Origin of the sequence: Paenibacillus sp. A3M_27_13 (assembly GCF_024213315.1) — a bacterium.
Lineage (GTDB): Bacteria > Bacillota > Bacilli > Paenibacillales > Paenibacillaceae > Paenibacillus > Paenibacillus polymyxa_B.
Genome location: NZ_JANAVE010000001.1, coordinates 1,228,291 through 1,252,916, shown reverse-complemented (window position 1 = coordinate 1,252,916; position 24,626 = coordinate 1,228,291). Strand labels below are relative to the sequence as shown.

The window sequence follows — 24,626 nt, the reverse complement described above, 5'->3', positions numbered from 1 at the left end:
GACAAGAAGAAAACGACTTCAATTTTTAGACACTCATTCTGTGGTATAATATCAACATTAAGACTTTATTTTAGAAAGTCAGAAAACGATTCCGTTCTTGAAAGGATTTTGGGCGTGACAGATCAAAAGAAAGTAACCATAGAGGATGTAGCCAAGCGGGCAGGAGTCGGTATAGCGACTGTCTCCAGAGCTATTAATGATAGTGAGGGCATCAGCCCGAGAACGAAAGCCTTAATTTTGCAAGTGATTGAAGAGATGGGGTTTACGCCCAACACCTCGGCTCAGAGCTTGAAAGTTCGTCAGACACGACAAATCGCACTGGCCGTGCCAGACATTCGTAACGCGATTATTCCAGAGATCGCTTGGTCCGTAGAGCAGGCTGCCAAGCAGCATGGTTACCGGGTCGTGCAAATCAATACCGCCGGGAATGCCAGAATGGAGCTTGAAACAGTTCGTGAGGTCAAGAAGCTGCATGTCGACGGGCTCATCATTATGCCGCTGGCGTATCCCAAAATGTTGGTAGATCTGATTAACAAAGCCAGCGTTCCCGTGTCCATTATTAACTATGGCAAGAAGCTGGGCGAAGATGTCAAAGCGGATATCGTCAGTCTGGCCCGGCAAGAGGGAAGACTCGTGATGGAGCATTTGCTTAAAATCGGCAGAACAAGAATTGCCTATGCAGGCGCTGCGAAGGACAAAATCGAGGAAAGATACTTCGCTTATGAGCAGTCTCTGCAGCATGTGGACCCTTCACTCGTTTATTTTGGCGATGATTTCTCCTTTGAGACAGGGCTGCGTGCAGCCGATTATTTTTACAGCTTGAAACATATGCCGGACGCTATTTATGCGGTTAACGATATGGTGGCGATAGGGATCGTCAATCGATTTAAGGATTTGGGTGTAAAAGTGCCAGATGAGGTTGCTGTAGTCGGTATTGATAACAATCTGTGGGCTATGGTAACGACCCCTCAGATCAGCTCAGTTTCCATCATGGGAGAAGAGGTGGCACGGTTGGCTGCGGAGCTGCTGCTCAAGCGGATTCAGGAACAGACACCTGGGGACTATGAGCGTGTTCAATTCGAGCCTCGCCTGATCGTGAGGGAATCGAGCGTCTCTGTGATCCGTAAGCCTACGGTGGGACGTGACGCGTAGAAGTCTAGATGAAATCTTCCTATCGTTATAACGATAGATGAACGAGGTTATGAGTGGATTTTGGGCAATTATAACGACCACTGTTTGTTCAGACAGGAGAGTGGATTCATGTTAAAAGGTAATGGGTTCGTTTCTGTAGCTTGTGCTGCACTATTGCTGGCTGTAACCATAGGGTGCACTCCCCATCCAGTGGGACAGGATGCTGAAACTGCGGCGCCGTCCGGGGCAAACAATGGGGAGTCCAAGCAAACTGTAGCCAATACGCAGCACACCCAGCAAAGTAAAGAGGAGCTAGTGCTGTCCTTTTATAAGGATTCATCCCTCAGTGATGAAGCAAAAGTCCGTCATATGACGGACCATTTAGCAGGAATCCAATGGGGAAAGATAAACGAAATCAAAGAACATCAAAGCCTGGAAATTATCGAATATCTGTATAGGCAGCGCGCTTTTATTCCATCGGAAAGCTTTGCAAATCTGATTCAGGCTTCTGACGGATTGGATGGAGCTTTAAGCGAAAGCTATGCTGGTCTTATGGGAGATTTGTTTACAAGAGATAGAACTGCGATGACTCGAGCATTGGCAAATATGGACAAAACCAACCGCACACAAGGTATAGGAAGCATCGGGTATGCTCTCAGTTATAGAGAACCCAAGGAAGTCAAGAAAGAGATTCAACAATGGCAGGCAGGACAAAAGCTTACTACGGCAGAGAAGGATGTCATCCGAGCCTTGTTCGTCAAGCTGGATAATCCGTATTGATGCTCAAATAGTGATGACCACATGCATAGAGGAATATATTGAACAGCCGCGTCTCTACCGGAGGAGCGGCTGTTTTGTGCTGTTTTTTACATCCTGGCATTTATGATTGGGATAAACGTTAGTAGAACCATTGGTTTCAGATGTTCATCTAACAATGGGTTCAAGTGGTCTGGTGATCCTGATCTGAGCGCAAGCGTTTAATATCACTAATTGGAGGCAGGCCGAACAAGCGGGCGTATTCGCGGCTGAATTGTGAGGGACTCTCGTAACCTACCTGAAAACCGACATCTGCCGCATCCGCTGATTCAGATAACAACAAGCGGCGGGACTCTTGTAGACGTAATTGTTTTTGATATTGCATTGGGCTCATAGCCGTAACCTCTTTAAAATGACGATGTAGTGACGAAGGACTCATATTCGCTAGTTTGGACAATTCCTCAATACGTAACGGCTTATCATAATCCTGCTTAATCCGCTTTATGACTTCTGCGATCCGGTTGGAATGGCTGCCGGTCATGACCAGTTGTTTTAAGGATTCCCCCTGATTCCCCTGTAAAATCCTATACAGTATCTCACGAATGACTAATGGAGCCAGCGCCGGAACATCTTGCGGGTTTTCCAAAAGATGCACTAGCCTTACCACGGCATCCAGCAGTAGAGAGTTAGTTTGGCTTACATACAAGCCTCGTCTGGAATCAGGCATTGGGCTTGTGGGAAAAGCAGATTCCTTGATCAGGTCCAAAACCTGATGCGGATCAAAATTGAGCCGGAGGCACAAATAAGGAGCTTCTGCTGACGCTTGAATGACCTGCCCGGAAATCGGCAAATCCACCGACACAACAAGGTAATCGGATGTGCCGTAATGGTAACTTTCCTCTGCGAGCATCACGACTTTTCTGCCTTGTGCCACAATACATAAAGCAGGTTCATGGACTTGATGTATCGGTACGGTTGTATTTGAACTTCGGACGAAATGAAGCGAAGGTATGGCTGTAGTGAGAACTCCGTCCTGATTTGAAAATCGTTCTATAAGCCTTGCCAACTCGGCTTGTTTTTCCATGGTAGAACCTTCTATTTTGGTTGCCCCCATCATGACACATCCCTTCTTTGCAACGTAGCCCGTTTTCATTTTCAGTAGTTTATTACATATTAAGGGGCTTTGGAGGATTAGGCAATAATTTGCTCTGATTCTTCTACCGGGCTGATGGACATTCCTCTCATAATAAGATGCAGATACAACACCTAATGAGCAATTGAGAAAAAAATAGAAGTACAAAGGAGTGGGAGTCATGGAGAGTAACAAAGCGGAAAAAAGTGTACACGCTTCGCAGCATCCCTATATAGGGATGTGGGTAACTGAAGACGGAAATATCCGTCACGAACTCTTGCCTAATGGCCGTTATGATGAAGCACGGGGTCAGAGACAAAGTGCCTATACAGGCAGCTATATCTTAGAAGATGACTATATCGAATATGTGGACGACACCGGATTTACGGCAGATGGTGTATTCAAAAATGGTGTTTTGTATCATGCAGGGATGGTTTTTTACAGGGAAGTAAAAAAGTAATCTGTTTCAGTGATATTTTTAACTAGAGGAGGAATAAGAATGTTGGATATTAAAGGGAAAGTCGTAGCTATTACGGGGGCAAGCAGTGGGATCGGTGAAGCTACTGCCCGTTTACTTGCTCACCATGGGGCTCATGTAATATTAGGGGCCAGACGCACAGAGCGACTAGAGGCTCTGACATCTGAGATTCGTTCTAAAGGTGGATCGGCTGATTATCAGCAACTGGATGTGACTAAGAGGGACCAGATGGAAGCGTTCATTAAGTACGCGGAAAAAACATTTGGGCGTGTGGATGTCATTTTGAACAATGCGGGAGTGATGCCTCTTTCAAAATTAGAAGCCCTGAAGGTAGAGGAATGGGATCGCATGATTGATGTAAATATACGGGGCGTTCTGCATGGGATTGCGGCAGGGCTTCCGATTATGAAAAAGCAAGGATTTGGTCAGTTTATCAATATCGCCTCTATTGGCGCGTATAGTGTAACCCCAACTGCAGCGGTGTATTGCGCAACGAAGTATGCGGTTCGGGCGATCTCTGAAGGATTGCGTTTGGAGGTGGGGGGAGATATTCGTGTGACGCTGGTATCGCCAGGAGTAACCGAATCTGAGCTTGCTGACAGTATTTCAGATGAAGAGGCCCGGCAAGGAATGAAAGAGTACCGTCGTATTTCGATTTCGCCTGATGCCATTGCCCGTTCCATTCTGTATGCCATGGAGCAGCCAGCAGATGTAGATGTTAATGAAATTATTGTCAGACCCACGGCAAGCCCGAATTAACGCCATGGCATCCATGACTCTCTCTCTACTCAGATCATTTTTCCCTCCATCCTTTATGGATGGGGGGTTATTTATCGGATGAGAAAGAACATCATTTACACCACAGAGTGTAAAATAGCTGTACCTTTATAATAAACGTATTTACTTTTACAAATGTTTGTGATAATTTTATTTCGACAAACATCGAAATTAAGACTGGAACAGAAGGGAGCCGAACAGGGTGAAAGATACAACAGAGATGCAGCAGGCTGTAAAAATATATAAAGCACTTGGAGAACCGACTCGTCTCAAGATAGCACTTCTGCTAAAAGAGGAAAGCGACCAATGCTGCTCTGTGCTGGGCGAGAAGCTGAACAGTGTAGCTATTTCAACGCTATCGCACCATCTGAAGCAAATGGCAGAGTCGGGGTTGCTCACATACCGTAAAGAGGGGACGTTTATTTATTACAGCTTGGATGTGGAAGCAGCGCAGAAATATGCCCCGTTCTTAATAACATAAATTTTTTTAGTCTTAATTTCGATATTTGTAAAAATATAAAAATATAAAAAGAAAGAGGCGTTACTAGAAAATGCAGAGTACATGGAAAGTGTATATTTTGGCAATTGTTAGTTTTTTGGTAGGCACATCCGAATACATTATCTCAGGCGTTTTGGATCAGATTGCAACAACCATGGGGATTACGGTGTCCGCAGCGGGCCAGCTGATTACAGTCTTTTCCCTTGCTTACGCGATTGGCACGCCGATCCTGATGGCAGTAACCGCTAAATGGGACAGACGCAAGCTGCTCTTGAGTTCCCTCGGATTATTTGCAGTAGCCAATGTCCTCTCCTTTGTTCTGCCGGGTTTTGGAATGTTTATCGCCGCACGTATTCTTATGGCCCTCGGGGCGGGGATGGTCGTGGTTACAGCACTGAGCATTGCTGCGAAAATTGCCCCAGCCGGCAAGCAGGCCAGTTCTATTGCTACGGTTACTATGGGTTTTACAGCCTCGCTGATTATTGGGGTGCCGCTTGGGAGAATGATATCTTCTGCATATGGCTGGAAAACCGTATTTCTCGGCATCGCGTTGACAGGGATTATTGCCCTAATTGTTATATCTATGACAATTCCCCGCTTAAAAGGAGATCGACCTGTCCCCTTACTACAACAGTTTGCTCTTCTGAAAAAGCCTGAAGTTGCTTTGGGATTAGGCATTACCTTCTTTTGGCTAGGTGGTTATTCACTCGCGTATACTTACATCTCACCGTATTTGCTGAATGTATCAGGTGTAGGAGAGGATATGCTAAGCTCAGTATTGCTCGCCTTCGGAATTGCCAGTCTAATCGGGTCAAAAATTGGTGGGTACAGTGCGGATAAAAAGGGTATACCCTTTACATTATTAGGGGGTATGGTGTTGCACGGTATTTCCTTACTCTTGCTTCCTTTTGCCGCTCATTCCCTGATCGCAGTATTTGCTTTATTGATCCTTTGGTCGTTCGCAGCCTGGACAACTGGACCTACTCAACAATATAATCTGGTCACACTTGTGCCTGAATCTTCCGGTGTGATGCTGAGTCTCAATCAATCTACAATGCAGCTTGCTATGGCAGCCGGAGCCGGAATTGGCGGTGTAGTTGTTGGTCAGGTTTCGCTGTCTTCCATCACCTGGTTTGGAGCAGCAGGGGTTGGTATCGCTATTGTGGCTACGTATTTACTTACACGAAGATCCTCAGTTCAAACACAAGTGGGTGTTACGGAGTAAAGTGTATAGATAAGTGAAGAGGAGGCCCAGTGATGAAGGTGACATTGCGGCCTTCTTTGATTTGAATGAGCAATAACATGCTCTTTTGCAGTAGGAAGGCTTATTCAAACGCAATATCAGTGATTTTGCCGCCTTCCTCAAAGCCGATATTATTATAAACTTGATTGGAAACCGAATTTTTTAAATCTGCATATAGCATGGGTACTAAATGCTCATTTTCCAAAATGCAACATAGCTCGGATACCATTGCGCTGGCAAAACCTTTCTTTCGCAAATTAGGCGGGGTATAGGGTGGTTCCTTTTAAATAACGTAAGAGTTCTTCTATATAGGTCAATTTATAATCATCTGTGATTTGTTGTGAGATCCATAGCCAAGCCTTATGTCCGGGTGATTGAGCAAAGATCATATTTTTATCGGACGTTTTGAGGCATGTTGACTCTTCTGACTCACAAATTCGATGGATCAAATTGTATCGAACTTCATCAGCCAAAAATTGATTTTGATTTAATATATCGTCGTTTGAGACTAGTAGCTCAATCATGACTCTGCCTCCTAAAAATGAGCTATGACCTAAACAAAAAGTAGAAATCTATGAAGATTCAGTTGTTATATCTACTAGGATTTAAACTTCCGCGCTATAAGCTTCTTATTTTTTTGTCGCCAAATCCATCTTTCGATAAAGTTTTTTTCTTTTCTTTCCTGAAGTGTTTCCTTCATACCCTTAATAAGAAATTCGGATCTTCGCTTGTCGTTTCTGCTAATTTCACGTAGTTCCTCAATAAATTTATCGTCCATGTCCGCATCTCCGTTAGTTCAGGATTTTCCAAATTGCTAAGCTAGATTATACAGAACATATGTTCCTTTTTCAAGTCTGCATCTGCTCTATTCAATCACATAACTATTTTTAGATGGATGCTGCGAGGCCCGCGCCAATCGGATGGTGAAGCATAAGATAAAGTTGAAAGGAGGAATTACAACATGGACAACAAAGCATATGTATCTCAAACGTATCCACGTCTTACAGTCTACAACGAAGAAAATTTTCGGGGTTCCAGGAGAGTATTCAGAGGAAACCTAGGCATTCGTAATACCGATAACATTCTCAACGGCATCGAAAGTTTGCGTTTCTTTTCTACTAGCAGCAATGCTACACTTGTACTCTTTACTGGCACGCGGTTTAGAGGTAACTTCCGTGTGTTTAGAGGCAATCGCAACATCGCCGACCTGGATGATCTGATTCGCGGGAATGATGTGGAATCTATTATCTCTACCAATCAACGTTTGACGTTGCAGCAAATCCGTAATATCCGCAGTAGCGGTAGACTGCCATCTGGCTATCGAATCATCTAACGGCCTTATTTCGACTTCATAAACCATTTTACAAGACTGTTTCAGGAGCTTGCAACTTTCGGGCTTTTGGGACAGTCTCTCTATTTGTACACGCGACCTACATACTCGAATGATGAGAGGAACTGTATGGGAGAATGGGATGTTGTTAGCAGTCAACACCAACTCAATGTTCATAAAAAATAGATAAAGGAGGACATACGATATGCCCTCCTCATGACGTATATTATATTTACTTCAGTTCCCAATTCGTTGCTTTGATCACAGCTGCATCTGCGTTCTTAAGATCTGTTTCGCCAGAAGCTAAGAGAGAGCTCCATTGTTTCACACGATTCTTACCATTGGGAGGTTGGTTATAATCGTTGGTATCGACAACCAATGTACGCTTAGCATAGAAGCTAGTCATGAACTTCTTCTCATTCGTACTACTGCCTGAACGTGAGAGGATTCCTTCAAGACTACCTGAATCACCAGTAGCGCCTTGATTGAGTGCTGTGTCGACAAATGAACCAATCGTCAGAGCAGTATTAAATCCGCGTTTCTGTGCTTGCTGTACACTATATTCGATATAGGTGTCATAGAACGTACGCCACATGGCTTCTCTCCAAGCTTCATTGTTTTGGAGAGCGTTGATCTTCTTCTTGATAACACTATCGCTATCGCTGAGCTTTAGAATCGAACCACTCATTTTCCCCTTCAGGCCAGCACGTGTTAATCCACCTGCAATGGAAGGGTTACTAGCTCCACTAGCAGCATCAAAAGCTTTGAATAAGTCCGGACCATCGGGTCCCGTATCATTTGAACCGCCTGTTGTTGCTCCAAAGATACCAATGGTGTATCCGCGATTATCGCCGATATCTTCAGCATATCCATAGAATTCAGTCCATTTCAAAGAATCTTGCTCTGGTTTGTTCACTAGCTTCATAATATTATCCCATTGCTCACCGTCGAGTCCTGTATTAGCCTTCAGAAACTGAAGTGTTGAAGGTGAGAAATTAGCATCATGATCAATAGCTGTAACCGCTTCTTGGCTAGTAGCTGCTTCGCTGGTAAGGGATAATGGCTCTATACTAGCTTCATTTGAGTTGTCGAAGCCCTCATTTAAATCGATCGTTTTCTGTACTGGAGTTCCATTCTCTTCAGCAAAAGCCTTGGCAGGTGGGCCCGACAAGCTAGAGAAAGAAGCGATTACAGTAAAGCTTAGCAAGATCATAAGAAACTTTGTTTTATTGGAAATGAGCTTATTGCTTATTTTATACATATAACTCCTCCTATAATAATGTAATTGTGAAAGGCTAAAAGCTAAAAGCGTAGATTTGCATCTAACTCGAATTAATTTAGCAAGAGTATAGATAAGAAGAATATGATTGAATAGAGCTTAAATAACCGTTTTTTTCAAAAATTATGATTTATATGTGAATAAATGGACCTAGTTGTTCCTAGATTCCTACAGACCATAAGTGCAAGAATGAGGACGAAACAAAGATAGCCTCTTGATAAAATGAGTTACATCACATATCAGGAGGCTATATTTATGAACAAAATTCATCAGTTCCATGCACTTCACACATCAGAGGAACTTTTATTTTTAGGGAACGCCTGGGATATGCTATCTGCGGTGGCTCTGGAGAAGGCAGGCTTTAAGGCGATAGGTACGACGAGCTGGGGAATTGCCAATACGCTTGGATTCTCAGATGGAGAGCTTATTGATTTTGACCAGCATGTAAGCATTATTCGGACGATTGCTGAGCATGTTCAGATTCCAGTGTCGGCAGATATTGAAGCAGGATATGGGGAGGATACGGCAACGATTGTTGAGCATGTTTTAAGGATAGCCGATGTGGGAGTTGCAGGGATTAATATTGAGGATTCTTTGAAAACGAAAAAGGGACTTCGAGAAGTGGGCCTGCACAGTAACCTGTTGTCCAAAATAAGAACAGCATTGGATACGCGTGGGTTTAAAAATTTTTTTATAAACGCAAGAACGGATACATATTTGCAGATGGATGCCCCACTTTCAGAGACCATAGAGCGGGCCAAAGCGTATGTGGATAATGGTGCGAGCGGAATTTTTGTTCCAGGATTAAAGCGTGATGAAGAGATCAGGGAAGTTGTGTTTCATATACATGCTCCGCTTAATGTTTTATCCCTGCCGGGTCTGACGAATGTCCACCAGCTTCAGCAGTTAGGAGTTAAACGGTTTAGCTTTGGAAATGCATTTTCTGATAAGATAATAGTTGCTTTGCAAAAGAATGCAGAACAGTTGATAGAGCTTCAAGATACATCACATTTATATGAGGATTTTGCAAAATCCTTGAGCTAGATGAATATGAACTATAGAAAGGACAGAGCATTCGATCATGGCTAACCTTAGTCTTTCTTTTGAAGAAATGTGGGAGAAAATTATAGCGTGTGATCGTAAGTATGACGGGTTGTTTTTTACCGCTGTGAAAACAACCCGCATATACTGCCGACCTTCCTGTCGATCCAAAAAGCCGAAGAAAATAAATGTGGAGTTTTACTTTGATTTGGACAAAGTGGAAAAGGCGGGTTTTCGTGCTTGCAAAAGATGCCAGCCCCATACAGACCATTCGCCGTATATCAGACTTGTGCAGAATGTAGTAACCTTCTTGGTCAATCATTACAAGGAAAAACTTGTATTGCAGGATATTGCGGACCATATCGGAATAAGCTCCTTTTACTTGGATCGGATCTTTAAACAGGAAACCGCCGAAACCCCGCGTACGTATTTGGAAAAAATAAGAGTAGATAAGGCAGCCTATCTTCTTAAAAGTACAAATCTTACGAATCTTGAGATTTGCTATGAGACGGGCTTCCAAAGTCCCTCCCATTTCTATAAGGCGTTTCGCAGCTTGAACCATTGTTCTCCTAGTGAGTATAGAAAGTTGAGTAAGGAATAGAAAAGGAAGGAGGTCGTATCCTTTTATGAGTGAACTTTACGTATTGAAGTATGTATCGCCGATTGGAGAGATAGAGATACAGGGCACAAATGAGGCTGTCTATTCTATTATGTTCTCTAATCGGAATGAGCTCTTAACGAGGGCTATAGAAGAGGTTCCAATCCAAGTATTAGCGGAATGCGCTATCCAGCTTGACGAGTATTTTAAAGGTGAGCGCTTTGAGTTTACGTTTCCTTATGCCTTTGAAGGTACGGATTTTCAGCAAAAAGTATGGAATGCTCTGGTGTCCGTGGGGTACGGTAAAACGACAGCTTATAAAGATATTGCTCTTGCTATTGGAAATGAAAAAGCGATCCGAGCCGTAGGCAGTGCTAATGGAAAAAATAAGCTGAGCATTGTGATTCCATGTCACCGAATTATCGGTTCCAATCAGAAACTAACGGGCTATGCAGGAGGGCTATGGAGAAAAGAATGGTTGCTCCAGCATGAAAAGCGTTGTCTGAGGCCCTAAGGAGGGTTCGTAGATGAGAGACATATATTTGAAAGAGTTTAAGCCGGAGAACTGGGCCAACATGGTTCAGATCTATCAGGAGCGGTATGCACAGGTAGATCCGGCTATAAGAGCAAAAGTGGTCGAAAGTAAAATTCCCAAGGAGATTCAGATTGTGCTGCTGCCCGATATGGGGGAATATTTGCTGACTTGGATGGATCGAAAAGTCCCCGCACTCGGCAACGAAACACCGTCGGATTATTTGAAAAGCGAAGAAGGCACTAAAGCACTGAAGGCGGCCATATTACGTATGCCACGTTGAAGAAGCGGGCCAAGGAGATACATATGAACATTGAACAGATGAACAGAGCGCGAATGATGGAAAAAGTGAGTTCGCATATCCATAACTGTAATCAGATGGCATGAACTTCATCTAACCCTATGCTATGATTTACCGACAAGACTATAGATTCAAAAGGGGAAATAAGAATGAAGCTCAAAAGAATGATGTTCCTACTTTCGTTTTTAACGATACTCGTAGGGTTGTTCACTTTGTGTACAGAAAGTGTTCATGCTGCCAATTCGACAGTATTCAGAGATGGAGATAAGCTTAAGCTTACCCTTGATGATGGTAATGGAGTAAACAGAGTGTTTAAATTCGATCTCCCGTTTACGATTAAGCCTGATACACCAATTCGTCTGTATAGCAACTATATTGAAATTCCTCCTGGTGACTTTACGATCGATTATGCCAACTCCACAATTTCGATTGCAGATTCACGACCAGCACCTGGGCCAGGATCAGAAAATCATATAGAGTTTCCTATAGCTACAACTATGGAAGGGACTGTGCAGTCAGTCGATGAATCTACAGTAACTCCACTTGCTGAGGAGCCGAAAGTAACGCAGCCTGAGGTGGAGACCAATATAAAAGAGATTCCCACTCCCAGTGAACCCGAGGTTGCTCAACCTGTGGATGAACCGAAAGTAATTGAACCTCAAGTAACCCAGCCTGTCGTGGAGCCTAAAGTGGACCAAGAGGTGGATGAGTCACCGGAAATCCCTTTGTCTATCCCGTCTGGAGAAAATTTTCCGGGGACATTTACAATCAACACTTCAGGTACGTCATTTTCGGTTCGTTTGAAAATGAAAAATATTCAACCCACGTACACTTCATACGTTATGGTCAAAAATGCGGATGCTCAATTAATTAAACGGATTCAGTTCGATCCAGAAACAACATTTAGCTACCCATTGAGTAACCTGAATTTATCTACGGGTGGATACTACTTTTATATCAAAATGATCGATCAGTCGGGAAATTCGGCAGCGTCTGTACCCCAATTTGTTCCCATAAATAATAACAAGGCTCAGCAGGTTGAGGTGTTTATAGACGGGAAACTGCAACAATATGAGCAGCCTGCGACCTCTATTAGCGGAAGTATGCTGGTGCCATTTCGTGCCGTTTTTGAGGCGCTTGGGGCGAAAGTGAAATGGGATGGAGCTACCAAGACCGTTACTGCAACCAAGGGAAATACAACGATTAAGTTAACTGTAGGCTCCAGAGATGCCTATATCAACGGTAAATTAGTGCGTCTCAATGCGGCGCCGAGACTCATTAATGGCAAAGTAATGGTTCCTATTCGCTTTGTAAGTGAGGCGCTGGGTGCGAAGGTAAAATGGAATATTGCAGCTCAGAGCGTTGTGATTTTTCTTGCTCCACCGCAGGTTTTGACAACCAGTGAAAGTGAACAATTAATGGAGGAAAATGAAGATGCTTCCGAATCACATTCCAATCCAACGATTCTGAAAAAGATATCCACCACCTTCTCCAAATCTACGGATATTGTGTTCGTCATAGATGTTACGAGTAGTATGACAGGGACGCTGGATTATGTGAGACAGAAGGTGAAAGGCTTTGTTGATTCCGTTCCAGCAGGTTCCCAATTTGCTGTCGTTGCATTTCGGGATATCAATCTGAAGGCAGATAAAGATTTAGAATTTTTGAAGTTTACGACCGATAAAAACAAGTTAAAAGGTAATTTGAATATGCTGAGCCCTTCCGCTGGTGGGGATTTGAAGGAATCGGGATTAGAGGCTATTCAGTTAGCTATAAGTAAATTCCCCAAAAATTCTAATTCCAAAACGATCATATTCATTACAGATGCCCCAGTTCATGATAAGAATACAGATCTGGGTAAAGCACGTTTTTCAGTAGATGAAATCAACGAGCAATTACAGAAAAATGGCGTTATTTTTAATGCAATCGTGCCTGCAAATGGACCAGCCAACAAACAAATGAAAAAGCTTGTAGATACCAACAAAGGGGCTTTGTATGATATCAAGGATGCCAAGCTGAATTTAGCGAAGTAGGTTTGTCCAAACTCAAATAAAGCCGTATAAAGGGAGCCGATGTCAGGCTCCCTTTTGCTATCATAAGCACCTGTGTTGTAAGTGTCTAATGGGCTGAAAGCTCACTCTCCGTCACCCATTTATGATTTTTGACAGGCTCCCCTCCTGTAGTCGGCGTATAATCTACCATATATACGGTCGTTGGTTCTGCGGAGTCAATGGTAGCCTTAGCCCCATCCATCCCTTTCATATGATCTGCTGTAAGGATAACCTCCGTTCCCGGTGCATAGGGCTCGCTGCCTGCATCTTTAATCTCTTCATGAATAACCCACTTATGATTATTCACTTTTTCTTCTCCAGTGGTTGGAGTATATGAGACCGTATAAGCAGTAGTCGTATAAGCACCAACAATCGTGGCAGTGGCCCCATTCATGCCTGCCATATGGTCAGCTCGAATAGTCGCTTGGCTACCAACTTTGAAGGCTGGATTTTCAGCTTCTTTTAGTCCGGTAGGAAGCTCACTGGAAGTGGAATGGTTCATATCCGATGTGTCGTGCTGTTGACTGCTGTTTGTCGTGTGCTCCTGGTTCGGCGTGTTACTGTTTCCGCACCCACTCAAAATAATCATGATTGTACCAGCGAGCAAAGCCCATTGCATTCTCATATTTACAGCTCCTTTAGGGTTTTAATTACATATTTTAAATGTACCCCTATGGGGTATATTTAAAACGGAAATATATGACAAACGTGTGAAGTGTTTTGCTTTCAAGGGGATCTCCTGTTGTGCCCCCTTTTTTGCTATGCAGAAGATGCGTAATTAAATGTTGTTGACAGTGAATAAAAAATCATTGTAATATCTATAAAACGCATCAAGTTACTTGGTATTTTGGGCGACTGTAAACATTCTAACTCACCAAAAGTAGATGATATCAAGGAGCAGGGGGAGACATCAAAATGAAGAAACCATGGATTTCATTTATATTGCTGCTGGGAGCAGTCGTGCTTTTTATTTCAGGCTGCGGCAGCAAGAATACGTTGGGCAACGCTGCGGGTGAAGAAAAGAAAACACTGCATATCAGCTTTAATCCCGGTCCATATAGCGATCAGTTTAAGAATGGTGTGGCTCCATATTTGGAGAAGAAAGGCTATACGATTACATATAAAGAGTTTACAGACGGTGTTCAGCCCAATGTAGCCGTGGCTAAGGGGGATATTGATGCTAATGTGTTCCAGCACTCGCTCTACCTGGATTCTATGAATAAGCGGGAGAATATTGATCTGATTGGTGCTGTGCAGGTCCCGACTCCTCCAATGGGATTGTACTCCAGCAAGCATACCAGCCTTGACGAAATCAGTGATGGAGCCCAAATCAACCTGCCTAACGAGCCAGTCAATATGCTGCGTGCGCTGAATATTTTGAAGGAAGTAGGCTGGATTACGTTAAAGGACAATATCGATCCATTGCAAACCTCGGTGAACGACATCACCTCTAATCCGCATCATCTGCAATTTGTTGCTACCGACCCGGCACAGGGGCCACGTGCACTAGAGGATGTTGATTTTGCGGCTATACAAGGGAACTTTGCTGTATCGAATGGAATAAAGCTGACCTCGGCATTAAAGCTTGAAAATATGACAGATCCGTTCACGAACGTGGTTGCTGTGGACAGCAAGAACAAGGATAAGCCCTTCGTCAAAGACATTATTGAAGGATATCATTCAGATGAATTCCAAAAGTACATCCAATCGAATCCTGATTATGAAGGCTACAAGCTGCCAAGCTATTTCAAATAATATGGGGTATTATCTTCTGCGGGCTGACGTTGTCAGCCTGTATCTTATGGATAGAAGGTGGAGATGAACGTGATTTTTTCATCCTCTGATCTCGTCAAGGCTCTGCCTGACAACTATTTTAGCGCAATGGATGACAAGGTGAATCTGTATAAAAGTAAGGGAATAGATGTAATCAATTTGGCAGCCGGCAACCCGGATCAGCCGACACCGGCGCATATCATCAGCACTTTGAAGGAAGCGGTCGATCAACCGATCAATCAGGGCTATCCACCTTTTCATGGGAAAAAAAGCACGCTGGAGGCTGTCGCTGCGTTCTATAAACGGGAGTATCAGGTGGAGCTGGATCCTGACCGGGAGATTGCCATATTCAACGGCTCAGCCATAGGTGTAATGGGGATTCCACAGGCGCTGCTGAATCCCGGTGATTGGTTATTGACCACCGATCCGGCATATCCCCAATATTATTCCGCTGCTGCGCTGGCAAGAGCCCATATTCATACGATTCCGCTTGATGAGAAGTATGGCTTCTTGCCCGATTATACAACCGTGCCGGAAGAAATTGCAGAGCAGGTCAAATTGCTCATGATTAATTATCCGAACAATCCGACTGGAGCAGTAGCTACAGCAGATTTCCTGATAAAGACGCTGAATTATGCCGCTCGGTACCAGTTTCCGGTTATGAATGATTTTGCTTACGGTGCTCTTGGATTTGACGGGCATAAGCCGATTAGTTTATTGCAAATCCCCGGCGGCAAGGAATATGGCGTCGAGACGTATACGGCTTCCAAAACGTATAACATGGCTGGATGGCGCTTCGGCTTTGCAGTGGGAAATTCGTCCATCATTGGTGCGCTCAAGCATTATCATACGCATGCCTACAGCACTGTTTTTGGAGCGGTACAGGATGCGGGGGCTGTGGCATTGCTGGGCACGCAGGAACCGGTACGGGAACTCGCAGCGTTATATGAGCGGCGCCGTGATATTCTCATTGCAGCGTTACGAGGTATTGGCTGGGATGTAGCTGTTCCCCAAGGGTCTTTTTTTGCCTGGTTCAAGGTGCCAGAGGGTTACACATCCGCTTCATTTGCAGACTTTTTATTGGACGAGGCACATGTTGCGGTCGCCCCTGGAGAAGGCTTTGGTCGTGCGGGAGCTTCTTATGTGCGGGTCAGTCTGGTGAACAGTGAAGAAAGGCTGCTGGAGGCGGTGCAGCGCATCGCAGCAACGGGTATTTTTCAAGTATAAGCTGGAATACAAGGAATTCATGGAGGGAGCGAGAAGAACTTTGAGTATAGCGATTATCGGAGCCATGGAGGAAGAAATAGCAGATTTGAAAGCGCAGATCGAAGGGATAAAGATGACCCAGATTGCGAACGGGATTTTTTATACAGGCCAGCTTGAGGGCAAGGAGGTTATTCTGCTGCAATCAGGAATTGGCAAAGCGAACGCAGCCTCGACTACGGCGCTGCTGATTGAGCGATTTAGCCCGGAGCTTGTCATTAATACCGGGTCTGCGGGTGGGCTCGATCCAGCGCTGCATGTTGGCGATGTTGTAGTGGCGACCGAGCTGACTTACAGCGATGTGGACGGAACGGCGTTCGGCTATACCTACGGACAGGTGCCACAGATGCCGGCAAGTTATCCTGTCGATCCAGCGCTGCTTGCTTTTGCGACAGAAGCGCTGGCGGAGACCAGGATTGAGGGGCAGATCGTCAACGGATTGATTACGACGGCTGACTCTTTCATCTCCCAGGCTGAGCGCGCCCATTTTATCCGTAGCCAGTTTCCTGAAGCGAAAGTGACGGATATGGAAGGGGCCGCGGTCGTTCAGACTGCGTACCAGTTTGGTGTTCCGTTTTTGGCTGTCCGTTCTTTGTCTGATCTTGCCGGTGTAGAAGCGGCGGATTCTTTTGACTCCAATCTTGATTTGGCTGCGGCCAACTCGGCAGCAGTGGTTGTGGCTCTTGTAGCTGCATATGATAGAGACAAGCTTTGACATATTCAATGGCACTATTCAGGAACGTTTTTTCTTTGGCTTGCCATGCTGGTTAATGAGAGTTCGAAGTTGTTTCCCGGCTTGGTTCAGCTCCATATCGTTCAACACATAATCGGTGCTGACTTCCCAGGTGCTGCGGTCATTCAGATGAAAAATAAAGGCGGGAAAGCGAGGGCGCAGCCATTTGCGGATGGAGGCCCCTTCGAATTCGACTTTAGTGATTGCAGACCATGGGACAGTTCGAATACCATCGGAAATGCTATGCTCGTCAAAGATGAACAGGTAGGTATCCTTACGAAGCGTTCTGCTCAAACAAACCACGAGATAGCTACCGAAAAAATGAAGTCCAACAATGGCGGACGTAATAAAGAAGAAGATTTGTAGAGCTGAGATATCTTCGTCGATAAAAATGAGCAGCAGCAAAAGCAGACAAATCAGCACAAACATCAAGCTGCCCATGGCTTTCCAAAATGCCAAAGATCTTCGATATACAATTTTATCCACGGAATACCGCCTCGTCGCGTACAAACTCCTGAATGAAATAAGTTATTCGTTCTCTCCAGTCAGCTTCGGTTACACTTTCAATACGCAGACATGGGGTGGCCTGCATATCCAGTTCTGTATTTCTTACGATCCACACATCATTCGTTCCTTTAAGAACAAATAGTAGATTTGTAACGGAAGGTCCATCTTCATCCGTATCCGCGTATATCATCTGGCTCAAATTATCTAGGCTACACTGATTACGATCAAAATCCTCTCGCCAGTCTTGTATTATTTGCTGAGCGGACTCATGAAGCTTCCACGTTGTCATTTGCTGCATGCTGAAGCTGGAAGAGGTTAACTCATTCCACTGTTCTTCTGTCAGATCGACGTATCGGCTGTACTCATTGAAGTTCGAAGCAAGCAGGCCGAACAATTGATCAATGTCGTGATGCCAGTCTTCTGGGGAAGACCAGCGAAAGAAATGGAGTTCATTGTGGCTGGAAAAATGATACAGAAAACGTTCATTTCCATGGTGTATCGTTAATGTATTTTGCTTATCCTGTTGCTCCTTGTAGCCACGTAGCATCTGACGACTTTGTACCAGATGAGCTAGCATTTCAACAATGAACGCATCAAATTCAAGCTGTTGTTGCTCGTCATCTCGTTGTTCCATCAAACCCTTGGATATCAGGCTATGCGTTGCGGCATGAAAAAGCAGTTCCCAGCGATCTTCGGTTAGTTCCCCGTAATAAGATTGGAGCAGACCAGAAGCCATATCTTCTGCGCCCAGTGCGGTCAAGGCAAAGCCTAGTTCCTCAAGCGTTAAAATTACCGTTTGTTTGTCCATAGTTAGGCTCCTTCTCCATCTGTTAGGTGTATGTCATTTAAATAGTTTGCTGGCCCAACGTATCCCCTTTTCGGCGAATTTGGCGACCTTTCCACCTGCCCAGCTTCCCACCGTACCGCCGACGTAAGCACCGACGGCTGCACCGACCGGACCACCGATAGCGCCGCCTACGGCTCCCAAAGCAACAGCACCGCCATAAGTTGCAGCGGTTTTAATCGCTACGTTAGAAGCAGATACAGCCACATCCGTTCCGGTAAGCTTCCCGCTTTTCCATTTTCCAGCCAGACTGATACCCTCGCCCACAATATTCATGGTGGCATTAATAGGGTATAGCTTTTTGGCAATCATGCCGGGAATTTGGCGGGTGGCTATGCCGTAACGGCCTTTTTCCACCCCGGCGATGACGTTCCGCGTCCACTGAGGAAAGCTATTGGCTTTGTTGAATCCGAGGCCGAGCTTACCCATTTGAAGCTTTCCAGCTAAACGATCAAAGCCCTTTAAACCCTTCATCACAATACCGGGTTTAGCGAATTGGCGGTTTAGGCTTTTGCCCAAATTACGCATAAACGCATTGTTACCCTTGCCATTCACCCATGCCGCATTATGTATAACCGCTCGAGTGGGATTCTTCAGACTTTTCTTGAATTCTACTGTTTTGGTGAGCACAAGTGTGGAAGCCAGACCGCTATAGATAGCTGTTCCGGCAAATCCCAGTTGCCCGCGCCATTTATTGGCTTCTGAAATGCTGTTAATAGCTATATCTGCTGGATCGGGTCCTTTTTTCCCGGAAGTTGCCCCTTCACTGCTGCCGATCTGTCCGCTGTGATCTCCTTTGGGAATACCCGTGTCTGCTTGGGTGTCTGTTTCCTTGAATTTTACTGCAATGGAACGCAGCTCTGTGCTGACAGAATCGACAGTTTGAGTGAAAGCATCCATTTGTCCACGCGCTTTATGAAAATCCTGATAAAAGCGCTGCTGTGTTGTTCCTGCCCAGCTATTTTCCAACATCTGAATATGCTGTGACAGTTGTCCGCAAATTTGTGCCCCCAGCTCACGTGCCTGTGCGAACTGCCTGGAAACCGCCTCTAGTTTCTCAGGAGGAACCATAATTTTAGCCATGATGTCCACCTCGGATGATTAAAATAATTACTTATATTTTAGTGAATCTAGTGGGGGTTAGCAAAAAAAGGAGGGGATTTAAGTGAAAAATAAGTCATTTGTATGAGTTCATGAGGGGGCATAAGGGAGAATAGTAGGAGGTGTTATGATCCGAAGTTCTTATATGTCATTCATAACGAAACGAAAAAAGCCCCTCTTTTCAAATGGAGCTTTCCATTAGAAAGAGAGGCCTTCTTGCGTAGAGGCTAATGCATGTTTCGCGTCGTATTAATTATTTTAGCGGAATCTGCTTGGACAGCTTTTCAAACTGCTGCAAGTGAGGAGTGACCTTGGCGGTAATTCCTTTGAAATACTTGATAGACGCTTGTCTTTGACGTTCCTTGGTAGCAGTCTCTTCAGGGAACATAGAGTATTCCTTTTGGACAGAGCCATTTTTATAATTTACGGAGAAGAGATCTCCTTTTTGCCATCTTTGGACCAGATCTTGATTACTGTGCAAGATATTTAGTATTTCTTTGCTATTTTTATAAGTGAAGCTGTAGTCTGGATCTGCCACAGCGTGGATCACTTGGTAGCCACTCTGTAATCCATTGTTCTGAAAGGTACCTACTTGGATCTCGTTCGAACGTACGGTTCCGTCCATTTGGGTCACTTTTTCAGTCTGCGTACCCTTGCCACTCATCGTGTCATTGCTCCATGTGCCGTTGTATACGACTTTATGATTTTGTCCATCTGCATCGGTGTATTGATTTATATATTTTCCGGTACCTGAGCGCTTGCCATTCACAAAATCACCCGAATACTGCTTATATTCGCTCCATTTGATCGTACCACGTCCGTTCGGCTGCCCATTCTCGACCTCTCCATAGTAAGTAGTCTGACCGGATAGCTGAAGCAATTCCTTGGTTGCAGCCGCATTCGCCGCAGGTGTACTTACAGACAGCGCTCCAGATATTAGCGATGCGGACACCATAATAGGCAGAGACAGAGCCTTCCCTTTTTGCCAAAGTTTTTGCATCATGAGTTCTCCCCTTTCGAAGCTGTGAAGTTTCTAAAAAGTTATGTTCAACAACCCAGCACCGTTTTTATACTATTTTGTGCTTGGTGAGTTATAGTTTAATATAGATTGAGAATTATAGGAAACTGTAAAGTGAAAACAGCTAGCTAGGAGGGAGATTCATGAATTTACCTGAACATGGGAGTGAGGATGTATCTAGCATCCTTGCCGTGGAGTTGGAACATGAGCCTGTGAAGGCCATAAAAGGAATCCATCAAGTGGAGCCTGATGCAAATATCTATTGGCTGATTGATGTGGAATTCAGTGGTTTTACGTTGTCAGATGAGGATATTTTGCAATTGCTCAAAGGATATATCGTGTATGGACATGTCCATGATTTACAGATGTGGACTAGTGTGGGGCGAAGATCGGCAGGCGAATGCCATTTTGATAAAATCTGTATTTGTATAGATATATTCGATAATGTAGAGATGCATATTCGTTTAGATGAAGCCAAGGTTGCAGACTTTATGAACACACTGCCAGCGCGTTTTCAGGAGAAGGGCACTGTTCATGTGCTTCCTCGGGAGGATGCTGCCCGTGCACGTGCAAAAGTCGAAAAACTTAAAGCATTTACAGATCAGGAAGGTGAAAGGGAACATGCTGTCATGCTTAGGCTGGTAGCGGATCAAGGCCAATCTTACCGTGGAGCGGATATCTGGGATGTCATGCTGAGTCTCGGAATGGAGTGGGGAGATATGGATATTTTCCATGCACACCATCACGGGCTGGGAGGCTATGATGAACTATTTAGCGTACATACGGGAACCGAGCCTGGATTTTTTTGGTTGAGTACACTCGCAGAGGATCGCTTTGCAGATTTGATTTTCAGTATGGATGGGGTACGGACCGTGCAGCCGCAAACTGTGTTTGAGACGATGTGGAAAAGTGCCGAATATGCACGCGCCAGACTTGGCGGGACATTAGTGAATGAACAGGGTCTGCCAGCTGTGCCGGAAGATTATCTGCGCCAGATTCAAGAGATGGAAGATCGATTAAGAGAGTTTGGATTTAAAGCAGGCGAGGATGTTGTTCTGTTTCTATTCTAGATTAGAAAGGAGTGGTTTCGTTGTCCAGCAACGCTATTGAGAAGCTAAGAACGATTCTAAAACGTAAAGCTACTATTTTTCATACAGGGGGTCGCAGACCTTCGGATTCCCTTGATCAGAGCTGGATTGGTAGAGTTACAGTGGCTTTGCCAACGGAGGAGCAACCCATTGATGTACAGGGGAATGTTATGGCTCCGATCATGCAATTGTATTTGCCTGCCTTGCCTTTTGTTCCTCCGGCTATGCACAGTGTCAAGCTGTTGACGGTCTTTCTGTCTCCCGATGTACTGGATCATGAGGACATGGAAGGATATATGTGTATTCGTGAGTATACGTCGGTAGAGGATTTGGTCGAAAAAGATTTTGGTCCGGCATTTATGCAAATCAAGGCGTTCCCGCTATTCCCTGAGCTCAAAGAGAATGACTATCCGGTCTGGGACGGTGAAGACATTCCTGAGGAATATGGCGATGCCCTCAACCATTTGGACGAGGAGGAACCCGACTATTTTGAGGACATCGTAGAGGAAATATATGCGGTTCACAAAATCGGTGGCTATCCCAGCTTTGTTCAATCGGGCATCGACTTTGGCGAGGGCTATGAATTTGTGTTTCAGATTGCTTCAGATGCCAAAGCCCAATTGAATATTGTAGATGGAGGCAGCTTTTATTTTGCCAAGCATCAGAATGAAGGAGTCTGGCGGGGTTACTTTGATTTTTACTAATAGGCTCATTTAGAGAGCGGTCTGGAACCGATCGTTTTGTAGAGCATGGCAACCCTATATACTCGTAGTTTAGAAGCTATCGAAAATGGAGTGAAAAGATATGAATGTTTTAGGTCAGTTAGGTTCTGCTATCCAGAGTAGTTTATTTATTCAATCCGAATTGAAGAAAGCTCATGCATTTATTCAGAAGCACAACCTACCTGTAGAGCAGGTGGAAAATGATTTTCACAAGCAAATCATCGTGCTGGAGCAATATGCGGGAACTCGCATTTTTCAGCGAGAGCTTGCTAAATACAAAGTAATCAATGCAATGCTTATGATCATATCTGTGATCATATTGCTGGCAGCAGGCATCGTTGCGGCGGTGGAATATTTACAACCAGAACGACATTTGCTGCAAGTGCTGGCGAATGCCATGTTTGACCATTGGGTTCCCTCTATCACTTTGCTCAGTGTTGTATTCGTGGGTGTGATCGTTCTTGCCATCGTTAGAAATGTTTATGCCAAGCAATTACATACGCGCGTGCTAGATCGGGCATGGCAGGCCATTTTCAATCATGTGGACAAATGAGGACAGAGAGTAACTGTAGGAGATTGGCATAATAGCTGAAGGAGTGACAGCAATGAATGACTGGGAATCGGGAATCATTCAGATCGATGGTGAGCGTGCGATCTACTCATCTTTAACAGAAGATCAGTTGTTAGAGACCACTTGGTATTCGAAATATTTTCATTCTGTAAGAAGGATAGGGAATAACTACATCTGGTATCATTTCGATCAGGTTTCTTTGCTGCGTCGGCATTTTTTTGTGTCTGTATGCTTTAAGGATACAAGCCTAATTGTCGTGGAGATTTCGCTTCAGGGCAATGAATTTCCAACTTCTTGGGATAATTGGTCTGAGGAAGGGGAGAGAAAGCGGCAAGGGGAGCATGATCGTTTGTTACAGCAACATTTGTCCGTGAAGCCAAGCTATCGTCAAACCAAGCCTTACCCCTATATGGAATATGAACTGAGCTGGGGGAAAATCTCTTCTTATTTTGACCCCCGGTCAGGAAATACGGCCATTGCTTTTAAATATAAAGATGAATAGCAATCTTACATAAAATGCACTACAACCCTGAGCTTCGTATTGGAGGTGAAGGGGTTGAGATGAGTAAGGGAGATGTGTTGTGGATAAAAAGGCAAAAAAAATACTGATGAACACATTCTGGTCCTCCAGCGGCTGGAAGCAGGAGCGGGGATCTTTTTCGGGTGAGGATTTTGAATATGCCAAAAGTAAGGGCTTGATGTTCGATCCGATCACCATTACACATAACGAGATTATAAACAGATTACATGAGCTGCATCAGCAAAAGGCTACAAAAGAGCGAGTGGCAGCAGCATTTTTGCACAGCCTTTCCACGAAAAAGGTTCATTTACGAAGCGCCTTATCGAGCTGGGCATTAACCGCTGGGCTTCCTTTGCACACCTATGGTGAGCGGCCTGTCGTCCTGCCCAATTACAGTAGCTGTGGGGATTGTAATTTTAATAAAATGATGTCTGATAATGAATACGTCAATGAAGATTTGAATGTACTGAATTTTGAACGAATCAAATGGGGCGGTATTCGTCTGAACCACCTTCTATATTGCTGGATGGACCTTGAATTGTTCAGTCAAGAAGAGGATGTTCAGGTTTCCGATGAGGATCTAGCTATACTTCATAACATGCTCGAAGCTGTTCAGAACTGTGATGCTCAAAGCAGTGCACGTCAATTGGAAAAGCGCTGGAAGGATGTGTTTCCATCCAGCAAAAACGAGCGTGATGTAGTCATGGAGGTGTGGGGATATGCCGGACTGCTGGTCCCACAGGACACGCCTCGTAAACGACAGAACGGCAATCATGATTTTTATTCCGTAGCAGCTTGGCAAGGAGATGACAGATACTCGCAGGAGGCGTTGGACTATTTCTTCGGTACGTTTTTATAGAGAAAGTGAATCGTTATGCCACATCTTGATCATGACGGTTCCTCAAACAACAAACGTTCTTCTTCCCGACTATGAATAGCATTGACAACCAGAAGCGCGTGGAACTGCTGAAGAACTTCAGGCGTAAGCCCTTCTTCAAGGATCCAGGCTTTGAGCTCTTTTACAATGATTCGGAGCAAATCATGATCCCTTGTAAGTTTGACGACAGCCTCCTGCAGTTCCGGTTTTTTCTCAACCTTTTCCTGATAGAATCCTTCCTCTTCTGCATCAGCATGGCTGAGAATGCGGGTTTCCCAATATTCGATCAAGTGGTCGGCAGCCTGACGCGCCACCTTGAATTCTTTTGCTTCGAGTAATTCTTCTACTTCTCTCGTCTTATCTAGAGCGCCAGTTAGCCCGCCTTGATGAATGGCATGATGAGCATGCAGTTGACGTAAAGAAGGTCCTCCCATAACAGTTCATCCTTTCTTTGTTCCCTT

30 protein-coding genes are annotated in these 24,626 nt (G+C 44.5%); 20 read left to right on the top strand and 10 right to left on the bottom strand.

Annotation, left to right across the window (positions count from 1 at the left end; genetic code table 11):
- Positions 1–114: 114 nt before the first annotated feature.
- On the top strand, positions 115–1,152 hold the full coding sequence (locus NLX82_RS05590; RefSeq protein ID WP_013311372.1) for a LacI family DNA-binding transcriptional regulator: 1,038 nt from the start codon (positions 115–117) through the stop codon (positions 1,150–1,152).
- A gap of 108 nt (positions 1,153–1,260) precedes the next feature.
- Complete coding sequence (locus NLX82_RS05585) at positions 1,261–1,911, top strand: hypothetical protein (RefSeq protein ID WP_254347593.1); 651 nt, start codon at positions 1,261–1,263, stop codon at positions 1,909–1,911.
- A gap of 160 nt (positions 1,912–2,071) precedes the next feature.
- On the opposite strand, the gene NLX82_RS05580 is transcribed toward NLX82_RS05585, so the two are convergent.
- Positions 2,072–3,001, bottom strand: a complete 930-nt coding sequence (locus NLX82_RS05580) for an AraC family transcriptional regulator (protein WP_254347643.1) — start codon at positions 2,999–3,001, stop codon at positions 2,072–2,074.
- 199 nt (positions 3,002–3,200) lie between these two features.
- On the opposite strand from NLX82_RS05580, the gene NLX82_RS05575 reads away from it, so the two are divergent.
- The 4 genes from NLX82_RS05575 (at position 3,201) to NLX82_RS05560 (ending at position 5,998) form a co-directional block, all read left to right on the top strand.
- The gene (locus NLX82_RS05575; RefSeq protein WP_013311369.1) at positions 3,201–3,479 is read left to right on the top strand and encodes an Atu4866 domain-containing protein; all 279 of its coding nucleotides are present in this window, start codon (positions 3,201–3,203) and stop codon (positions 3,477–3,479) included.
- A gap of 39 nt (positions 3,480–3,518) precedes the next feature.
- Positions 3,519–4,256, top strand: a complete 738-nt coding sequence (locus NLX82_RS05570; protein ID WP_028542250.1) for an SDR family oxidoreductase — start codon at positions 3,519–3,521, stop codon at positions 4,254–4,256.
- A 220-nt stretch (positions 4,257–4,476) separates the two neighbouring features.
- Entirely contained in the window at positions 4,477–4,755 is a 279-nt protein-coding gene (locus NLX82_RS05565; protein ID WP_013311367.1) for an ArsR/SmtB family transcription factor, read from the top strand.
- A 70-nt stretch (positions 4,756–4,825) separates the two neighbouring features.
- Positions 4,826–5,998: an MFS transporter gene (locus NLX82_RS05560; RefSeq protein WP_069081162.1), complete on the top strand. Its 1,173-nt coding sequence runs from the start codon at positions 4,826–4,828 to the stop codon at positions 5,996–5,998.
- 100 nt (positions 5,999–6,098) lie between these two features.
- On the opposite strand, the gene NLX82_RS05555 is transcribed toward NLX82_RS05560, so the two are convergent.
- Entirely contained in the window at positions 6,099–6,245 is a 147-nt protein-coding gene (locus NLX82_RS05555) for a hypothetical protein (protein WP_254347592.1), read from the bottom strand.
- 28 nt (positions 6,246–6,273) lie between these two features.
- Positions 6,274–6,540 (bottom strand): hypothetical protein, encoded by a 267-nt coding sequence (locus NLX82_RS05550; RefSeq protein WP_023989732.1) that lies wholly within the window; start codon positions 6,538–6,540, stop codon positions 6,274–6,276.
- Between the two features lie 437 nt (positions 6,541–6,977).
- Between NLX82_RS05550 and NLX82_RS05545 the strand changes: the two genes are divergently transcribed.
- Positions 6,978–7,349, top strand: a complete 372-nt coding sequence (locus NLX82_RS05545) for a hypothetical protein (RefSeq protein ID WP_023989731.1) — start codon at positions 6,978–6,980, stop codon at positions 7,347–7,349.
- Positions 7,350–7,578: 229 nt separating this feature from the next.
- Here the strand turns inward: NLX82_RS05545 and NLX82_RS05540 are convergent, their stop codons facing one another.
- Positions 7,579–8,607 carry a chitosanase gene (locus NLX82_RS05540; protein ID WP_068942127.1) on the bottom strand — a complete coding sequence of 343 codons (1,029 nt, stop codon included), beginning with the start codon at positions 8,605–8,607 and terminating at the stop codon, positions 7,579–7,581.
- Between the two features lie 273 nt (positions 8,608–8,880).
- Here NLX82_RS05540 and NLX82_RS05535 point away from each other — a divergent pair, with 273 nt between their 5' ends.
- The 5 genes from NLX82_RS05535 to NLX82_RS05515 all read left to right on the top strand — a co-directional run bounded on the left by NLX82_RS05535 (position 8,881) and on the right by NLX82_RS05515 (position 13,130).
- A complete protein-coding gene (locus NLX82_RS05535) occupies positions 8,881–9,669 on the top strand; it encodes an isocitrate lyase/PEP mutase family protein (protein WP_068942129.1) in 789 nt (262 codons plus the stop codon).
- 37 nt (positions 9,670–9,706) lie between these two features.
- Complete coding sequence (locus NLX82_RS05530) at positions 9,707–10,267, top strand: bifunctional transcriptional activator/DNA repair enzyme AdaA (RefSeq protein WP_023989728.1); 561 nt, start codon at positions 9,707–9,709, stop codon at positions 10,265–10,267.
- Between the two features lie 25 nt (positions 10,268–10,292).
- A complete protein-coding gene (locus NLX82_RS05525; RefSeq protein ID WP_023989727.1) occupies positions 10,293–10,778 on the top strand; it encodes a methylated-DNA--[protein]-cysteine S-methyltransferase in 486 nt (161 codons plus the stop codon).
- 13 nt (positions 10,779–10,791) lie between these two features.
- Positions 10,792–11,079 carry an antitoxin Xre/MbcA/ParS toxin-binding domain-containing protein gene (locus tag NLX82_RS05520; RefSeq protein ID WP_023989726.1) on the top strand — a complete coding sequence of 96 codons (288 nt, stop codon included), beginning with the start codon at positions 10,792–10,794 and terminating at the stop codon, positions 11,077–11,079.
- A gap of 167 nt (positions 11,080–11,246) precedes the next feature.
- On the top strand, positions 11,247–13,130 hold the full coding sequence (locus NLX82_RS05515; protein WP_254347591.1) for a stalk domain-containing protein: 1,884 nt from the start codon (positions 11,247–11,249) through the stop codon (positions 13,128–13,130).
- Between the two features lie 85 nt (positions 13,131–13,215).
- On the opposite strand, the gene NLX82_RS05510 is transcribed toward NLX82_RS05515, so the two are convergent.
- Positions 13,216–13,773 (bottom strand): YdhK family protein, encoded by a 558-nt coding sequence (locus NLX82_RS05510; RefSeq protein ID WP_165178607.1) that lies wholly within the window; start codon positions 13,771–13,773, stop codon positions 13,216–13,218.
- Between the two features lie 290 nt (positions 13,774–14,063).
- On the opposite strand from NLX82_RS05510, the gene NLX82_RS05505 reads away from it, so the two are divergent.
- From NLX82_RS05505 to NLX82_RS05495, 3 genes are all read left to right on the top strand, one after another.
- Positions 14,064–14,903 carry a MetQ/NlpA family ABC transporter substrate-binding protein gene (locus NLX82_RS05505; RefSeq protein WP_049828471.1) on the top strand — a complete coding sequence of 280 codons (840 nt, stop codon included), beginning with the start codon at positions 14,064–14,066 and terminating at the stop codon, positions 14,901–14,903.
- 69 nt (positions 14,904–14,972) lie between these two features.
- Positions 14,973–16,148: an aminotransferase class I/II-fold pyridoxal phosphate-dependent enzyme gene (locus NLX82_RS05500; protein ID WP_254347590.1), complete on the top strand. Its 1,176-nt coding sequence runs from the start codon at positions 14,973–14,975 to the stop codon at positions 16,146–16,148.
- 40 nt (positions 16,149–16,188) lie between these two features.
- Positions 16,189–16,899: a 5'-methylthioadenosine/adenosylhomocysteine nucleosidase gene (locus NLX82_RS05495; protein WP_013311357.1), complete on the top strand. Its 711-nt coding sequence runs from the start codon at positions 16,189–16,191 to the stop codon at positions 16,897–16,899.
- An 18-nt stretch (positions 16,900–16,917) separates the two neighbouring features.
- On the opposite strand, the gene NLX82_RS05490 is transcribed toward NLX82_RS05495, so the two are convergent.
- The 4 genes from NLX82_RS05490 to NLX82_RS05475 all read right to left on the bottom strand — a co-directional run bounded on the left by NLX82_RS05490 (position 16,918) and on the right by NLX82_RS05475 (position 20,369).
- Complete coding sequence (locus tag NLX82_RS05490) at positions 16,918–17,403, bottom strand: DUF5381 family protein (RefSeq protein ID WP_254347589.1); 486 nt, start codon at positions 17,401–17,403, stop codon at positions 16,918–16,920.
- On the bottom strand, positions 17,396–18,232 hold the full coding sequence (locus NLX82_RS05485) for a hypothetical protein (protein WP_254347588.1): 837 nt from the start codon (positions 18,230–18,232) through the stop codon (positions 17,396–17,398). The genes NLX82_RS05490 and NLX82_RS05485 overlap by 8 nt, the downstream gene beginning before the upstream one ends.
- A 33-nt stretch (positions 18,233–18,265) precedes the next feature.
- The gene (locus NLX82_RS05480; RefSeq protein ID WP_028542261.1) at positions 18,266–19,351 is read right to left on the bottom strand and encodes a WXG100 family type VII secretion target; all 1,086 of its coding nucleotides are present in this window, start codon (positions 19,349–19,351) and stop codon (positions 18,266–18,268) included.
- Between the two features lie 271 nt (positions 19,352–19,622).
- Entirely contained in the window at positions 19,623–20,369 is a 747-nt protein-coding gene (locus tag NLX82_RS05475) for an MORN repeat-containing protein (RefSeq protein WP_028542262.1), read from the bottom strand.
- A gap of 161 nt (positions 20,370–20,530) precedes the next feature.
- On the opposite strand from NLX82_RS05475, the gene NLX82_RS05470 reads away from it, so the two are divergent.
- The 5 genes from NLX82_RS05470 to NLX82_RS05450 all read left to right on the top strand — a co-directional run bounded on the left by NLX82_RS05470 (position 20,531) and on the right by NLX82_RS05450 (position 24,147).
- Complete coding sequence (locus NLX82_RS05470; protein WP_254347587.1) at positions 20,531–21,457, top strand: cell division protein ZipA C-terminal FtsZ-binding domain-containing protein; 927 nt, start codon at positions 20,531–20,533, stop codon at positions 21,455–21,457.
- 20 nt (positions 21,458–21,477) lie between these two features.
- A complete protein-coding gene (locus NLX82_RS05465; RefSeq protein ID WP_160789672.1) occupies positions 21,478–22,179 on the top strand; it encodes a DUF1963 domain-containing protein in 702 nt (233 codons plus the stop codon).
- 100 nt (positions 22,180–22,279) lie between these two features.
- A complete protein-coding gene (locus NLX82_RS05460) occupies positions 22,280–22,750 on the top strand; it encodes a DUF6097 family protein (RefSeq protein WP_254347586.1) in 471 nt (156 codons plus the stop codon).
- A 52-nt stretch (positions 22,751–22,802) separates the two neighbouring features.
- Positions 22,803–23,270, top strand: coding sequence for a hypothetical protein (locus NLX82_RS05455; RefSeq protein WP_254347585.1), 468 nt, complete (start codon positions 22,803–22,805; stop codon positions 23,268–23,270).
- Positions 23,271–23,349: 79 nt separating this feature from the next.
- Complete coding sequence (locus NLX82_RS05450) at positions 23,350–24,147, top strand: hypothetical protein (RefSeq protein WP_254347584.1); 798 nt, start codon at positions 23,350–23,352, stop codon at positions 24,145–24,147.
- 29 nt (positions 24,148–24,176) lie between these two features.
- Here the strand turns inward: NLX82_RS05450 and NLX82_RS05445 are convergent, their stop codons facing one another.
- Complete coding sequence (locus tag NLX82_RS05445; protein WP_254347583.1) at positions 24,177–24,599, bottom strand: hypothetical protein; 423 nt, start codon at positions 24,597–24,599, stop codon at positions 24,177–24,179.
- Positions 24,600–24,626: the final 27 nt, after the last annotated feature.